5 protein-coding genes and 1 pseudogene are annotated in these 18,785 nt (G+C 34.4%); 3 read left to right on the top strand and 3 right to left on the bottom strand.

The genetic code is table 11. The features are described 5' to 3' along the window. The 3 genes and pseudogenes from PW52_RS17560 to PW52_RS13360 all read left to right on the top strand — a co-directional run. Positions 1-1,065, top strand: a pseudogene (locus PW52_RS17560) (hypothetical protein); the annotation flags it as partial. Positions 1,066-1,308: 243 nt separating this feature from the next. Continuing rightward, a complete protein-coding gene (locus tag PW52_RS13365; protein ID WP_044633470.1) occupies positions 1,309-15,189 on the top strand; it encodes a T9SS type B sorting domain-containing protein in 13,881 nt (4,626 codons plus the stop codon). 6 nt (positions 15,190-15,195) lie between these two features. After that, complete coding sequence (locus PW52_RS13360; protein ID WP_044633469.1) at positions 15,196-16,173, top strand: PorP/SprF family type IX secretion system membrane protein; 978 nt, start codon at positions 15,196-15,198, stop codon at positions 16,171-16,173. On the opposite strand, the gene PW52_RS13355 is transcribed toward PW52_RS13360, so the two are convergent. The 3 genes from PW52_RS13355 to PW52_RS13345 all read right to left on the bottom strand — a co-directional run bounded on the left by PW52_RS13355 (position 16,174) and on the right by PW52_RS13345 (position 18,729). Beyond that, complete coding sequence (locus PW52_RS13355; RefSeq protein WP_044633468.1) at positions 16,174-16,752, bottom strand: YceI family protein; 579 nt, start codon at positions 16,750-16,752, stop codon at positions 16,174-16,176. Between the two features lie 93 nt (positions 16,753-16,845). After that, the gene (locus tag PW52_RS13350; protein WP_044633467.1) at positions 16,846-18,111 is read right to left on the bottom strand and encodes a porin family protein; all 1,266 of its coding nucleotides are present in this window, start codon (positions 18,109-18,111) and stop codon (positions 16,846-16,848) included. Between the two features lie 39 nt (positions 18,112-18,150). After that, positions 18,151-18,729: a YceI family protein gene (locus PW52_RS13345; RefSeq protein WP_044633466.1), complete on the bottom strand. Its 579-nt coding sequence runs from the start codon at positions 18,727-18,729 to the stop codon at positions 18,151-18,153. Between the last annotated feature and the right edge of the window lie 56 nt (positions 18,730-18,785).

Below are 18,785 nucleotides of genomic sequence, written 5' to 3'. Positions count from 1 at the left end.
GAGGCAGAAAAGCAACGTTTAGCAGAAGAAGCTAAAAAACAAGCAGAAGCTGAAGCAGTAGCGAAATTAGAACAAGAACGTTTAGCTGAGGAAGCTAAAGCCAAAGTTGAAGCTGAAAAGCAACGTTTAGCCCAAGAAGCCGAAAAAGCGTTGGATACAGTGATGCTAGATGGCGTGTTAATTCCTGTTTCTAAAGACAAAGAATCGCTGGAGATGAAGCGTTTAACCGAGTTAACGGTAAATACCCGAATCGATCAACAAAATTTAATGAATCGTTTAAGAGATGCCGTATCTAGCAGACAAAAAGATTTAGCAGATTTAAAAGAGGAAAACGATTTAAGTGAACAGGGTATTTATAAGGAGCCTAAACCGTTTAAAAGTGTTTCTGCCGAAAATGCCAACTTAGAAGCCATTAAATCGGAAATTGATGATGTTTTAAAGTCTCAAAATGCACGAATTTCTGAATTAGAAAGCTTGTATAAAACTAGACTTAAAAAGACTAGAAATACAAAAGATGAGGTGAATTCTTATTTTGCGGATGAAATTGTAAAATTAAAATCGGAACAGGCAGAAATTTTAAAAACTAAACAAAATTTATTAGAACAATTAGTTGAAATTAAAGAAGCAACCGATTTTGAAAGAAAACGTCGAATAAAACGAGCAGCTTTCGACAACGAACAGGAACGTTATAACAAAGATCGAGCGGCCTTAAAAGCAATAAAGGAAAATACCACTATTACCGAAAATACACCTGAAATAAATGATATTGATTTTGGAGAAGTTATACCGAATAATATTTTAATTATTAACCGTGTAACAAATGTTGAAGCTGGTTACTATTTGGTGTTAGCTGTACATTCAGATACAAATAAGCGAGATAATTTTGTTCGTAAAGTGATTCAATCTGGTAATAAATCGGTAGATTTCTTCTACGATGTTAACAGTAGTAAGTATTATATTTATAGTAAGGTTTATGGTAGTTTAACAGAGGCAAGATCTGCAATGCAAAATAATAAAACTACTTTATATTTAAGTAAATCTTCAATTGTTAATGTACAAAATTAAATTTGTAGTCAAAATACTTCATGAAAAATACTTTTATCGGGTGTTTAGTTAAATTTATTCGATAAAACACCATTTTTTCCTGCTGAAATTACCTTTTTCTATAAAAAAATGCGATATTTACATCGCTTAAGATGAATAAAAATAAGATTATAAAATAGTTTTGTACGAATAATCTTTTTTATCATTCAGGCTAAAGCAAATTTTTTGTGTCCCAAGCAAAACCAAAATATAATTTTCCTGCTTATGAAAAAGAATTACTTTCTTAAGATTTTTTTGGTAATACTATTTACCTTGTTTTGTTTTAATGGTGTTTTTGGGCAAAATTTGGTTCCATTTTCACCGAGATACGATCAGGCCATTAAGGGAGATATGCTCCTAATAGGTAATAGTAATGTTGGTATACACCCTACCGATCCTTATAATGGAAATGATGCAAACGATAGAATTAACGCTGCGGTCCATGTTGATATTGATGGAGACTCTTCAACCTTTAATTCCAGTAGTGCTGATTTAAATGTTCCAGACGATGTTACTTGTTATCAGGTAGTTTATGCTGGTTTATATTGGAGTGCGGTTGTAAACGGAGATGATCCTATTTCCGATATTAAGTTTAAAGTTCCTGGAGGCAGTTATGTTGATATTACAGGTTCTGAAGTATATTTTAAGAATGCCGCAAACAACAATAATTCTAATACATATGTGTATTATTATGATGTAACAGATATGGTTACCGCGCTAACAGATCCGGAAGGAACATATTCGGTGGCTAATATTTCTTCAATGGTAGGAAGGAAACCAAATTCTGAAGGACTTTCAGCAGGTTGGTCGCTTTTTGTAGTTTATGAAGATCCTTTATTACCAAGTAAGTACATTACATCTTTTGATGGTTTTACACGAATTACTAGTACTATTAGCGAAACGTTTCCTGTTTCAGGTTTTAGAACAATTCCTACCGGTCCAGTACGTGCAGAATTTGCCTTCAGTACCATTGAGGGGGATAGGAGATATTCTGGTGATTACTTAAGACTTAATGGAAGTACTATTGATGCAACGAATAATGCGGGAACAGTAATTAGACCTGGCAATAATTTTTTTAATAGTACTGTATCATACATCGATCCCGTAACTAATACCCCAGAGTTGTTTACAACCAGAAACCCTAACGGATCTAACACTTTAGGTTTCGATGCTGGAATTATTAGTATTCCAAATGCAGGGAATTCTATAATTGCAAATAATGCTACTAGCGCTACAATTAGTTTGGGTAGTAATCAAGATATTTATTATTACTACTTTAGTGCATTTGCCATCGAGATTATTGCTCCAAACATAGTTTTAACTAAAATTGTTGAAGATGAATTTGGTAATGATATTAGAGACCAAGAAGTAAATTTAGGTGACGAATTATATTATACAATTGGTTTTCAAAATACAGGTAACGATGATGCTACAAACTTAATTATTCGAGACATATTACCTGAAAATGTTATTTTTAATTACCCAACAGATTTAGGGGTTTTGCCATCAGGTGTTTCCATACAAAGTTATGACTCTGTTACTCGAGAAATTGTTTTTGATGTTGACGAATCTATAGTAGAAGAAAACGACCCAGTTACAGAAATTAGATTTATGGTTACCGTTGTTTCGTCTTGTAGTTTACTTAACGATGCATGTTCTAACGTTATCAGTAATCAGGCTTTTTCTACTTATCAAGGAACTATAAACACGGAGTTTACAATTTCAGATGATCCAAGTTTTGCTACAAATACTGGTTGTTTGTTAACGCCTGGCGCGACCAATTTTTTAGCAGATATTAATTGTACTTTCGAAGAAGAAGTTATTCTTTGTGGAGCAAGTACTACTTTAACAGCGGGCGATGGATACGATTCATATTCATGGTCTACAAGTCCGTCTGGAACACCAGAAATAGGAACAGAGCAATCGTTAACTGTTACAGAAACTGGAACCTATTATGTTCATAATACAGCAGTTGCTCCTTGTCAATCGATTGATCAAGTTTTTGAAGTTATTACCTTTGGAGCTGGAGTTACCAATCCTTTAATTCCTTTTGCTGACGAAGTGGTAGTATGCCCTAATGATGGTAAAGAATTACCAAATTTTTACCTATGTGGAGCAAACGATACTAGACTTATAGAAACAGGAATTACAGATACTACTTCTATAATTTGGGAAAAGTTAGACGAAAGTAGTTGTACTGCCGTAGCAAATCAAGATTGTGCTAACGAAGATGCAGCTTGTACATGGAACCAGGTAGCCTCTGGTACAGATTTTACTATCAATACCGACGGACAATATCGATTAACATTAAATTATGACGGTGGTTGTTTTAATCAATTCTATTTTAATGTTTATACCAATATTTTAGATCCAAATGTAACAGCTAGAGATATTTATTGTACAACCCCAGGCGAAATTAGAGTAGGCGGTGTACCAAGTGGTTATGAGTATAGTATTGATGGTGTTAACTACCAAGAAAGTAATGTGTTTACTGTAACAACAGCTGCCTTATATGAGGTTTATATAAGACAAATAGGTGTAACTCCAAATCCATGTATTTTTACAGTTCCAGATGTTCAAGTTCGCGAACGCGATTTTACAGCTTCTATAATTATTGAACAGCCATTATGTTATGGTGATTTAGGTACTGTTGTGTTAGCTGCAAACGATGTGCGTCCTCAATATTACTTTTCTATATATGAAGGTGCTACATTAGTTAATAGTGTTGGACCAATAAACGATAATGACCACACCTTTAGTGATTTAAATCCTGGAAATTATACCGTAAATATATCTTCTGATGATGGTTGTTTCCATTCGGAAGATATTGAGATTATTAATCCTGAAGAGTTAACAGTAACAGCAGCATTAACCACGCCTTTAACTTGTACCGATGGGGAAATAACAATTTATCCTGTTGGAGGAACACCACCATATGCATATTTTATAAATAGTACAACTGTTTTTCAAGGAACTGCAACTTATCCTGTAACTAGTGCTGGAACTTATAATATTACAGTAGTAGATTATAACAACTGTTCAGCAGAAACTAGCATAACTGTTGATGCTATAGATGTTCCTTCATATACAGTGTCATCAAGTAACATACTATGTTATAACGATAATACTGGGGAAATTGTTTTTAACGTGGCAGATGCCAATGGTTTTGCAGTTGAGTATAGTATAGATAATGGAGCTACTTATAGCGCATCGTCTACTTTTTCAAATTTAATTGCAGGTGATTATACAGCATTGGTTAGGTATACTTTAAATGGTGTAGAATGTTTAAGTGATAGTCAAGATATAACTATAACACAACCAGATAATGCGTTAACAGCCTCAAGTGGTGTATCGGAATTAGCAGGTTGTGGACCTTCAGGAGAAGGTCGAGTTCGTATTACTAATCCGCAAGGAGGAACACCACCATACGAGTATAGTTTTGATAACCAAGCGACATGGGTAAGTACTAATGAATCTTATGTAATTCCAGGAACGTATACATTATATGTTAGGGATAGTGCTGGATGTATAACTGCTATGCCGGAAATAGTTTTAGATTCAGAACCTGTTGAACCAACCATTTCTATTAGTACTCCAGATTTTAATTGTGATGGTTCTGCTAATGCAACTGTAACGGTTACTAATGAAGGTAGTAATAATTTCAAATACACTTATTATCTTGACGGTGTTGAAAATACTAATCTTGCAGATCCAAAAACTTTTTTAGATGTTTCTGAAGGATCACACGTTATTACTGTTGGTTACGAATTAAATAATGTGCCAACATATAGTAATTTATTAACAGAAGATTTTGGTTTTGGTCAATTAAACGTCGAATCACCTGGAATAGATTTTTATCTTTTCGAATCACAGCAAAGACCTGGAGACGGTCGAGGTAATATTAGCGTGAATGATGGAGAATATTCGGTTACTTATAATATTGAAAGCCCTTTTGGAGCTTGGTGGAATCCAGTAGATCATACCTCAGGAGATCGCTCTAATTTTGGTAGATATTTATTGGTAAATATAGGAGACCCTTCTACAACTGCAGGAATTTCTTTAGATGATAATTTTTATAAAAAAGAAATTACAGATATTATTCCTAATCAGCCTGTTAGGGTGAGGTTATATGTTGCTAATGTTGTAAAATCTAATAGTAATATTATTGAGCCGGATTTATTGTTAGCAGTTTTAGATCCTTCTACAGGAAATATAGTGTCTTCGGTAACCACTGGTAATATTGATAATAATGAACAATGGAATGAGTTTAATTTAGAATTAAACCCTGGTGCAAATACAACGTTAGATTTTGTAATTAGAACGAATATCTTTGGAGTGAGTGGTAACGATTTAGCAATTGATGATATTAGTGTATATCAATTACCTGTTTCTTGTACAACAGAAGTAGATTTCCCTTTTGTAGTAGATTCGGGAAATGCGTTTACCGCAGATTTAACAGGGTTTAGTGATGTTTCATGTTCTGGTGCTTCAGATGGAGAAATAACAATAGCCGCTGAAAATTTTGATACTACCAATGGTTATCAGTATTCCATAGATGGTGGAGTAACTTGGGTAACAGAAACGACATCTCCATATACAATAACAGGTTTGTCTGCAGCAGTTTATGATGTTCAAATTAGATATGATGATGCTTCAGATACATGTGAATTCGCTTTTACTCAAGAAATTTCAGAGCCTACACCAATAACATTAAATATAGATGTTACATCTCCAACTTGTTTAAATGGAGCAACACTTGAAGCTTCTTCTACAGGAGGAACAGCAGCATACTCATATGAATTATTAGAAGATACCACATTAAATTTAGTAGCTACATTCGCAGCAAACGGTATTTTAACAGATGTAGTTGCAGGGAATTATGTAGTAAGAGTAACAGATGCACACGGCTGTACAACTACAACACCAGTAAACATAACTGATCCAACGGGGCCAACTGCTACAATAGATGTTACAACAGGTTATTGTTATGATGCCAACACAGGTGTTACCCTAGAGGTGAATGCTTCAGGAGGTTTATCGCCTTATGAGTATAATATAAACGGTGGTGCGTTTACATCAAATAATGTGTTTAGTAATTTAACACCAGGTAATTACGATATAATTGTTAGAGATTCTAACGGTTGTACTTTCGCTTTAGGTACAGAAACAATTGAACCAGAATTACAATTAAATGCTGCTGTAACAAAAGGATTAGATTGTACAACGTCACCAGATGCAGAAATCGAGATTAGTTATACAGGAGGTTACACACCTTATGCTAGTTATGAAGTTTCTACAGACGGAACAACTTATACAGCAATAACTCCAACACCGTCTGCAAGTCCATTTACTTACTCTGTCTCTGCCGATGGAACATATTATTTTAGAATTACAGATGCAGAGAATTGTATAGCAGAGGCTTCAGTTGTTATTAACCCGATAACAAATCCTACGGCTACTGAAACAACAGTTAATCCTTTATGTAATGGTGATTCTAATGGTTCTGTACAAATTGTAGCATCAAGTGGAACTGCACCATATGAATATAATTTTGATTCAGCAGGTTTTACAACAACCTCGTTATACGAAAATTTATCAGAAGGAACATATGCTTATCAAGTAAGAGATGCTAATGGTTGTATTTATGATGGTTCTGTAACATTAACAGCACCAGTAACATTAACAACAACGCATACTGTTACAGAGTTTTCATGTAGTGTTTCTAATACTTTTGAATCTGCTCAAATAACTATTAATATTCCGACTACAGGAACTTCACCATATTCATATAGTTTTAATGGATCTAACTATTCTGCAACAAATACCTTAACTATTAATGATAATGGTAGCGATCAAACTATAACTTATTCTGTAAGAGATGCAAACGGATGTGTGTTTAGCGATAGTGTTACGCTAACCGCATTAAATCCTCCTTCAGATATTGCATTTTCTGCAACAACAGTAACATGTTTAGCTACAACAAGCGATGTTACATTAACAGCAACAGATGGAGTTGGTGTGTTAACTTACTCTATACAATCTCCTGCAAGTGCAACTTCAAATACCACAGGAGCTGCAACAGGTACTTTTACAGGTTTAGCGCCAGATACTTATATATTTAGAGTAACTGACGAAAATAATTGTTATTACGAAGAATCATTTACTGTTTCACCGGTAACAAATATTGTTGCAACAGGAAATTTAAATACCGATGTGGCTTGTTTTGGAGACTCAACTGGAGCAGTTACATTTAGCATATCTAATTTTGGAGGTTCTTATAGCTACACACTAGATGGTGGTACAACTGTTATAACAGGACAAACCGCAAATTCAATACCTTTAACAGGATTAGCGTCAGGTACTTATACAATTGAAGTGACTGATGACGCTACGGGATGTACAGATACAGCTTCCGTTATTGTTTCACAACCAGCTAATGCTCTAACTTTATCGGCAACAACCACAAATGTTTATTGTGATGATGATACATCTCAAATTACGGTATCAGCTTCAGGAGGAACACCAAATTATACATATGCAGCAGTTATTTCAGGAGCATCAGCACCAGCATTAGCATCTTATTCTAGTAATAATGTTGTAACAGTAGATACTAATTCTGCCGCAGATTTAACTTGGGATGTTTATGTAAAAGACAACAATGATTGTATTACATTTACAACAGTTACAATTATAGCAGATGCTCAACCAACTTTAGACCCGATAACTCCACAATGTTATGTTGGTAACGATTTAACTGTTAACTTAATTGGAACTGTATCAGTAGGTACAGCAATGTATAGCATGGGCTCTGGCTTTCAAGTAAGTCCATCATTTACAATAACGTCACCAGGAACATATACCTTTACCATACAAGATGGAAATGGTTGTACAGCATCACAAACTTTAGTAGTAAACCCACAGCTACAAGCAGATGCTTTATTAACAAAAGATATAACATGTGTAGTTCCAACAGATGCCACAATTGATGTAAATATTTCAGGTGGTTCAGCTTCATATACTACTTATGAAATATCTGTAGATGGTGGTACAACTTATACAGTTTTAACACCAACTCCAGTAGGTAATTCATTTACATATAATACATCGGTTGCTGGTACATACAGATTTAGAATAACAGATTCAAACAATTGTTCTGTTGAAACTAACGATGTTACAGTTACTAATCCTATTAACCCAGATATTACTTTAGTAACTCAAACAGCATTTATTACTTGTAGCGGTGAGTCGAACGCTGCTATCGATGTAACCATTAATTCCACTTTAGGAACACCTCCTTATGTAATTAATGTTTTTAATAATACTACAGGAACCGATTATGGAACTCAAACAGCTGGTTTAGCAGCAGGTAATTACACGATAACAGTTACAGATTCTAAAGGGTGTACTGATACTGACACCATTACTATTACTGAGCCAGCACCAGTTAGTTTGTCTTATACCGTTACACCTATTACTTGTGGGGCAGGGGGTGTTTCTTTAGGAACTATTACTATTAATTCAGTTTCTGGAGGCACACCTAATTACACTTATCACGTAACTGGTGTAAATGGTTATGACAATGCTATTACCAATCAAACGGGTTCTTCTGTAGTTTTTGAAGTAGTTGACTTTGGATTATATGAAATTATTATAACAGATACAAATGGGTGTACTGCCATGGTACAAAATATACTTGTTGCCTCTCCTCCAGACGATTTAGATATTTCTGTAATTGCGCCTCCAGCAGATTGTTCAACAGGTGGTTCTGCTACAGTAGCAATAGGAACACCGTTAACAGGTTCTGGACCATTCCATTTCGCTATTTATACTGGTAGTGGTATGGTATACACTGCGCCAACGACTGCACCATGGCAAGATGAACATGCACCTGGACAAACAACTTTCACCAATTTAGTACCTGGTGCAACGTATACTTTCGTGGTTTATGATGAAGCGACTATGTGCTACTATTATGAACAGGCAGATATTCCTATTCCAACTAATTCAACTTTAACAGCAACAAATGTAGTGCCTAACAATATAACATGTACAGGTAGTGCAGATGGAACAGTAAGTTTTGATATTTCCAGTATCTATGGAGTGCCAACAGATGTAACTTATGAAATTAGGGAATCATTATCTCTAAATTCTACAGGTATTTCTGGGACTGGAACGGTTCCTGCTAATGGTACTTTTTCGGTGACTAATATAGGTGCATTGGATTTTGGAAATTATATTATTGTAATTACAGAAGATGCAGGAGCGACTAATGCAGGTTGTAGTGTAGTTAGTACTGAATTTAATATTACAGAATCTGCTATTTTATTATCGGTAACAGCTATGGTTTCAGAAAATGCTAATTGTAACGATTTAGGAACAATCGTTGCTACGGCTAGTAACGGAACTGGGCCTTACGAATATCAAGCTGTAGTCACAGGAAATGCTGTTGTTCCAGGAAACTGGTCAACGACTAATGCTTTTAACTTGGCTGGTGATGAAACTTACGATATTTATGTTCGCGATGCTTATGGTTGTGTACAATTTGATACTATATACTTACCAAGAGATGCAGAGCCAACTATTAATACGTTAGCTTCACAATGTTATGTTGGTAGCCCAATATCAATTACAATAACGGGTACAACTTATAATGGTAATGCAACCTATAGTATAGGTGGTGCTTACCAAAACGATCCGAATTTTACATTAAATACTCCTGGAACATATACTTTGAGTATTCAAGATGACAATGGTTGTATTGCCTCTACAACATATACGGTAGAGCCTCAATTACAATTGGATGCAGATTTAACTAAAGATTTAGACTGTACTATAACACCAGACGGAACTATAGTTTTAACACCAAGTGGAGGCACTGGTGTAGGCCCATATACTTATGAGGTAAGTATAAATGGTGGAACATTCGCGGTTATAGCTAGTAATACTTATACTGTTACAACATCTGGAACTTACGAATTTAGAGTTACAAATAGTCAATCATGTCAAGCTACATCTAATATAATAACTTTAGACCCTTTAGGGACACCAGTAGCAACAGAAATTCATACAGATATAAGTTGTAACGGTGGAAGTGATGGTACTATTACAGTAACAGCTTCAGGAACTGAAGGTCCTTATGAATATAGTATTGATGGCGGTACAACATTTTTAACTTCTAATGTATTTACTGGTTTAGCACCAAATACATATAGTGTTATTGTAAGAGACAATAAATCTTGTGTGTCATCACCAGTTTCTGTTACATTAATTGAGCCAACTATAGTCGTCGCTAGTCCTACTTTAACTCAAGGTTTAACTTGTGATGCTTCAAATGCATCTCAGGCAGCTACAATTACCGTAACGGCTAGTGGAGGTACATCGCCATATACGTATAGCTTTGATGGAGGTACATCATTTTCATCAAACAATATTTATACTACCAACACACCAGGTGATGTGTTTTTAGTTGTAATGGACAGTAATGGATGTTTAAGTGCAACTGAAACTCAAAATGTACCAGCATTAAATCCACCAACGGATTTGAACTTTTCTTCAACCGATATTACGTGTATTAATACTACAAGTGATGTTACACTTACAACTACAGGAGGAGTAATGCCAGTAAGTTATGCTATTTTAGAGCCAGCAAGTGCAACCTCTAATACAACCGGCGATTCTACAGGAACATACACAGGTCTTTTACCAGATACCTATTTGTTCGAAGTAACCGATGCCAATGGTTGTACTTATCAAGAATCATATACAGTTAATCCTGTTACAAATATTACTGTTTCTGGCTTATTAGTATCAGATGTAAGTTGTAACGGAAGTACCGATGGAGAAGTTACTTTTACAGTTTCAAACTTTAGCAGTACTTATAGTTATTCTTTAGATGGAGGAACAACCGTAATTACAGCTCAAACAATAAGTGATATTGTATTAACAGGCTTGCTAACCGGAACAAATACTATTGATATTACAGATGAAGTTACAGGTTGTACAGCAACGTCATCTATAACAGTATCAGAACCAACAACAGTTTCGTTAGCAGAAACAAGTAATATAAATGCAACTTGTAACACAGGAGCTCAAGTAACTGTAAGTGCAAGTGGAGGAACAGCTCCTTATACCTATGCTTTTGTAGAAGATGGCGTTACTCCTGTATCTGGAGATTACACTAATAGTGATTCAGCTATTTTAGATGCTTTTGTAAACTTGAACTGGGATGTTTATGCATTGGATGTGAATAATTGTCCGGCAATGATTGATGTTACTATTACAACAGATCCACTGCCAACGGTTACCTTACCAAGTTTTGCATCTAATCAATGTAACTTAACAGGAGATCCATATACATTTACAGTTTCAAATACAACAGGAATAGCTCCTTTTGAATATAGTATTGATGGTGGGAATTCTTATCAAACAAGCGATACGTTTACAGTAAATGCGCCAGGAACATATGCTGTTACTGTAAAAGATGCTAATGGGTGTACAGCTACAAGTACAAACACTATAGAAATTTATAATGCTCTAGGTATTACTCCAGAATTAACAACAGTACCTTCTTGTACTGATGATGATGGTGTAATTACAGTAAATGCAACTGGTGGTTCAGGAACCTATAGTTACACAATTAGTCCAAGTCCAGCGACTATAAGTTTGAGTGGAAACGTGTTTTCTGGTGTGCCATCAGGAACCTATACTATTACAGTTACAGATGATGTTACCACGTGTACAAATAGTGCGTCTATTACAGTAGAAGCAGCAACTCCAGTAACCTTTAATGCTTCATCTACCGATGTAAGTTGTAATGGTGGTAGCGATGGTACTATTACTGTAGATTTACCAGCAAGTAATGATAACCCAATTTATACATATGAAATAACAGCACCAATTGTTGTGGCAGCTCAAACATCAAATGTATTTACAGGTTTAAGTGCAGGAACTTATACAGTACAAGTTAATTCAGGTAGAGGTTGTGTTGAAACTGCAAATGTAGTAGTTAACGAACCTAACACCATAACGGTAGCTGCACCAACAGTTGTAGAGTATGCATGTAATATAGGTGTAAATGCGGTTAATTATGCTTCAATAACTGTAACAAATGTAACAGGAGGGTCTTCAAACTATACAATTTACGAATTCATAAAATCAGGTAATGTTGTACAATATGGAGCTAATACTTCTTATACTGAATCTGATTTCTCAGGTGGTACTTACACTATTAATGTATATGACGATAATGGTTGTGTAGGAAGTACTACAGCTACAATTTCTCCTTTTACATCTTTAGAAAGTATAGATGTAACTGTTGATAATGCAATTACTTGTACTAACGATGAAGATATTACTGTAACTGTTAACTCAACAGGGCCAGCACCAACAAATTTAGAGTTTACAGTTCAGGATATTGATGCAGCAGGCGTATATGGTGGTGTTTATAATCAAACAAATACAACAGGCGTGTTTACAGGTTTACCAATAGGTAATTATTCCATAACTGTTATAAACTTAGATACTAATTGTACTTTAGAAACTATACATTATGTAAATGACCCTAATACTTTTGATTTAGAAGTGGATTCTGTTGTTAACGTAACTTGTTTTAGCGATGCCGATGGAAGTGTAGATGTTACATTTATAGATAGAGTACCAACGCCTACAGATGAATCTGGAGCCTTTAGCTACACAGTTTTCGATAGTACAGGAGCAACTGTAACTACAGGAACTGTTGCAAATGCAGGTCCAACAACAATTAGCGGATTGGCATCTGGTACATACACAATAACAGCTAATCTAACAAATGCGCCTTATTGTACAGTTTCGCAAAACTTTACAATTGATGCACCAACAGAGGCATTAACAATTACTGAAACACATACTGAAATAACTTGTGTTTCTGGAAATAACGACGGTTCAATTTCTGTAGTAGCTTCAGGAGGTTGGTTAGATTATGAATATCAGTTAGAAACTTTAACAGGAACCATAATAGTACCTTACGGAAGTGAAACCACTTTTGAAGATTTAGTAGCTAACGATTATATAGTTAGTGTGAGAGATGCTTCGGGTTGTATTGCTTCAGTTAATGTTGTCTTAGTAAATCCAGATCCAATTGTAGTAACTGCTACAGCAGATGCAACCATGCTAGATTGTTATGGAGACTCAGATGGTAGAATTACTGTATCAGCCATTGGAGGCCAAGGCAGTAATTATAGTTATACATTAAATATGTTATCGCCAACAGTAAGTAGTTCTGGACCTCAAATCACTCCAGTGTTTGATGGTTTAGCTGCTGGTACATACAATATAACTGTTACCGATGGTTATAATTGTGTAGGCACATCAGCAGATATAATCATAACACAGCCGGATGAAGTTATGGCAAGTTTAGTAACAACAACTACACAAACATGTACAACCGATGCCACGTTAACATTAAATGCAACGGGTGGAACAGGAAGTTATGAATACAGTGAAACATCAGATTTTGCAATAATTTTAGGCACATTTGCAACGTCAACGACATTTGCTGTAACCCCAGGAACCTATCAGTATTATGTGCGCGATGCTAATGCGTGTACCTCGAATGTTTCCAATGAAATTACAATAGATCCTTTACCAGATTTAGAAATTGATATTGATGTCGAAAATGCTACTATTAACTGTAATGGAGACCAAACAGGTGTTATAATAGCAACAGCACAAGGTGGTCTAGGAAATTATATTTATACTTTAGAAGATAGCTCTGGAAATGCAATAACTCCAGTAACCCAAGATAGTCCAGGTGTTTTTACAGAATTACCAGCAGGGATTTATCAAGTAAGAGTAAATAGTGGAGATTGTTTAGAAACAAGCGCATTAGTTGAAATTACTGAACCAGATGAAGCATTAACAGCAGTTTTTGATGTTACCAATGTACTTTGCGCAGGCGGTAATGATGGTATGTTAGAGATTATGGCCTCTGGCGGAACAGGACAAATAAAATATGCTATTTCGCCAAGATTAGACCAGTTTTTCGATACACCAATCTTTACAGATTTATCACCAGGCACATATCAGGCTATTGTTCAAGATGAACTAGGATGTTTTGTACTGTACGATTTTACCGTTACCGAACCAGCAGTAGTATTTATAAGTATTGTACCAGATTCAATTTATCCAGAAGCGTGTACAGGAGATCAAGATGGTGAATTTAGTATAGAAATCACAGGGGGAGAAATGCCATATAGCGTTACTCTAGATGATGTAAACGGAAGTTACTTTACAGGGACAGCTACTCAAACTCAATTTGATTTTACAGGTTTATCAGGAGGCGATCATATTGTATATGTTATTGATTCTAATGGATGTGAATCAGAATGGAATATAACATTCCCTGAATCTGTAGAAATCATAGCCGATCTTGAAATAGAGTACTGTACTAATGGTATAGATGCTACAAGTAACATGGTTATAGTAAATGTAGATGATACAGAAATTGATTTAACAGAAATAGATTATTCTTTAGATGGCGGTACTTATCAAACAGATAACTTATTTACTGATCTTGCAGCAGGTATACATTTTATTACGGTAAGACATTCAAACACCTGTGAAGAGATCATAGATTTCGAAATTGAAAACTACAACCCATTAGCGGTTTCACTCGCTCAAGGCGATATGAACGAAATTGTTGCAACTGCAACTGGCGGTTCTGGAAATTATGAGTTTTCATTAAATGGTGATAACCAAGGAAGCGATAATACTTACTTTATAAGAGCTTCTGGCGATTATACTGTAACTGTAACCGATAGTAATGGTTGCGTAGTTAGTGCTACTGCATATTTTGAGTTTATAGATGTTTGTATCCCTAATTACTTTACTCCAAATAATGATAATGATTTAGATACATGGGGACCAGGTTGTGTAGGACAATATCCAAATATTACTTTCGATATTTTTGATAGATATGGGCGAAAAGTAGCAACCTTAGGTGCAAATGACACATGGGATGGTAATTACAAAGGCAAACCATTACCAACAGGTGATTATTGGTATGTTGTAAAGCTTAACGATAGTAAGGATAACAGAAGTTTTGTTGGACATTTTACCTTATACAGATAATAGGTTATGAAAAAATTAATAGCATATTTACTTTTTATAGTCTTAATTAAAGGCTATGCACAAGAATTAAATTTACCAGTATTTACACAATATCTGGCAGATAATAACTTTGTGGTTTCGCCTACGTATGCTGGTATTGGCGATAATTTAAAAATTAGGGCTAACGCTTTAACTCAATGGGTTGGAATTAAAGATGCACCCGATAACCAATCTATTTATGGTGATTTTAGAATTTCTAATCGTTCGGGTTTAGGGTTGTCGTTTTACAACGATAAAAACGGCTATACCTTACAAACTGGTGCAAAATTTTCGTTTGCACATCACCTTACTTTAGATTATTACCGTAAAATGTATTTGTCTTTAGGTATATCTTATAATTTTAATAGTTTTAGAATTGCAGTAGAAAAAATTAATGCGGCTAACCAAAACCCAACCGGTTTGCCAGCTTTAATGGATGATAGACGACGAGGAAATAATAATTTTGATGTTGGTGCATTGTTTAGATTAAAAGGTTTCTTCTTAAGTTTTAATGCGAACAACATTCTTAGTAAAGATTTAGAAGATGAAATTACCGAATTGGAACCGAATTTACTTTTGAATTTTCAAGTGTACTCAGGGTATACAATTCCAGGACCTAATAAAAGTGGATTGGAATTTGAACCTTCGGTATTTTATCAATTTTTTGCAAGTGATCGTCGTTCGAGCACCGATGTTAATTTTAAGGTTAGAAAATATAATCGCAACGAAGATTATATTTGGGGCGGCATATCGTACCGTTACTTAAACGATCAGTTTTTAAAACCACTTAATATTGGACCTATGCTTGGATTTAAAAAATCGGTTTTATATTTTGGTTATGCTTATCAAGTTACTATGAACGATTTGGCAAGTTATAACTCTGGTACGCACGTGGTTACTATTGGTTTAGACTTTTTACAAGGCATTAGTAATTGCCCATGTGTGCAGAGTGCAGTGCATAAGTAATTACAATGTTGATAGGGATAAATTAAACAAAACATTAATAGTATTATCGACTTTTACCATTCCAAGTAATTTTTTTGGAGGCTCCAAATTATATTGTAAAATATCAATTTCAATATTGCCCTTTACGCTTAACTTATTGTCAGTATGTTCAATAGTTACAGGGATTCTAAATTGTTTACTAACACCAGCTAATTCTATTTTAAGTTCTGCTGATAATTTTTTATCAGATTGTTTTTCAACTTCAAGTATATTAATGTAAATATTAGGATGAGTTTTCGATTTTAAAAGTGTTCTAAAATCCTTATTCATTATTTGGTTTCCACAATCAAAAAAAGCATTTTTTAGTTTTAATTCAGCGTTATTAAATACCATTTTTCGATTATCTAATAATAAAAAATCTACTGGAATTGCATGGTTTAACAGAGAGGTGTTGTAGTTACAATAAAACTGGTTAACATTGGTTTTACCTTCAATCACTAAAGTGCTTTCAGGATTAATTTTCACGTTAGTTTTATTTATGGGGTCGTTTATAAAGCTAAACTGAAGAATGACTGTAATTAATAATATAATAACTTTCATAATTTAAAGTTTAAAAAATTAAAAACCTTACTATTAAAATGGTTTGTTAAACACAACCATTTTAATAGTAAGGTTTTATTTAAACGGTTGTGTTTAAAAGCTAATAACAGCTTCTAACATTAAGCCGTTAAATTTGGCATCGTCGTAAAGACTTCCTGCTGTAAAACCATCATAAGTTTGGTTTACATATTCAGCCTTTATTAAAATATTTTTTGTCATAAACCAACCGGCACCAAGTTGAGTTCTATTAATGGTAATATCTTCACCACTTGTATCGTCTGCATCAACAGTATTATATCTTGCACCAACAAATAGGTTTTCGTTTTTACCAAATCTGTAAATTAACTCTCCAGCCAACTGAGTTGCTGTTCTTTCTTCTGCACCTATTGCGTTTCCACTTGCAGTCTCAAACGTACCAAAGAATTCTAAACCTTTATATTTTACAAAGGGATTAATCATTATAGCAGAGATTTTGTTACCAAATGCCGGGTTATAACGTCCAGATCTAAAATTATCGCCTGTTGCATCGGCATCTTGTAAAACGCTATAATATCTAGAGCCACCTCTGTCTGCAGCATATAAGTAAGAGTTAGGCACATATCCCGTGTTGTAAACAGATCCTGTTAATCTAAGTCTTAAATCGTCGTTTAATTGCTTGTCGTATCCTAATTTGGCAATAAATGAAGCTCCACCTGTAGAACCATTAGACTCTGTTACAGATTGATTTAATTTACCATTTGTAAAACCAACCATTGCAAATAAACCTTTGTTTGTGTTATAATATAATTCGGCACCTACTTCTGTTGTAAAGGCATCCATAATTAAGTTACCAACAAAAGGATTGAAAATAGCTTGTGCATTATCGGTTCTTCTAAAGTGTGCATCACCATAGTTAGTTTCCATGTGTCCAATTTTAATGGTTACATTTTTCATAAAATCTTCTAAAAAACCTTCGCTAATAAAGTCAAGCTTGTCAATTTGAAAATATCCACCTTTTACGTATGGTTCGTGGTGATGTCTAGAAGATAAATAAGTTCTTAAGTGCATTCTAACTCCATCGTATAATGCTACATCTAAATCTAAATTAGCAGTTGCTAAATTAAAATTTGAGCCTATTGCAGCAAGTTCTGTATCGCCTGAGTTTTCTTGGTCTATAGCTTGAAATTGTAGTGTAGAAGAGCCTCCAATACGTACTTTAACCCCGTTAAATGTTGAAACACTGTCTTTAGGAGCTTCAAAAACGTTTACACCGTTTTTATCTGGTTGTCTGTAATTATCTAATTGTCTGTTTTGTGCAAATAAACTAAAACTTAGTAGCACAACTAATAATGTGATTGATGTTTTAAATTTTGTTATCATGATTGTATAATTTTAAGGTTATTTCTTTTACTATTTATTTTATTTGAAAATTGAATTAAACTTTATGGTAATTTCATCGCCAGTGGTAACTGTACCAAATAATGCAGTAGGTGGCTCAATATTAAAATCACTCATTTTAAACGTTTTTTCACCAGTTAGTTTTACTTCATTAGTTGAGGTGCTTAGGTTTAAATTTAGAGTTGTTAATTTTTTTGTACCGGCTATGGTTAAATAGCCCGTTGCTTCTATATTAAAATTTCCTTTAGATTTTGCTGTAATATTATCTGCTTTTGTAAGTGTGAAACTTATGTTTTTATATTTATTAGTCTTTAAAGCTTTATAAGTGTTTTTATCCATTGAAGATTTACCACTTTTTAAAGTTTCTGCAGGTATTGTAACACTACAAGTTTTTATTTTGCCAGCATTTATATCAGTAAAACTAATACTGCCACTATACGATGTTGTAGTAATATGCCAGTCGTGTAGGCTAGAAGTACCATAAACGCTTAAGGTAGATGCACTATCTAATTGGTATTCTTGAGAGAACGTTAAACTGGAAATAAATGAAAATAAAATACATACTGTGAATTTTATTTTCGATGATGCTAAATAGGTCATATTGGATTGTTTTTTAATTATGGTTCAAAGGTCAGTATTAAATAAAAGTTGAATTA

The sequence above is a fragment of the Neotamlana sedimentorum genome (genome assembly GCF_000943565.1).
GTDB lineage: Bacteria > Bacteroidota > Bacteroidia > Flavobacteriales > Flavobacteriaceae > Neotamlana > Neotamlana sedimentorum.
Note: the sequence above shows the minus strand (reverse complement) of the source record. Positions and strands in the feature narration are given on the sequence as shown.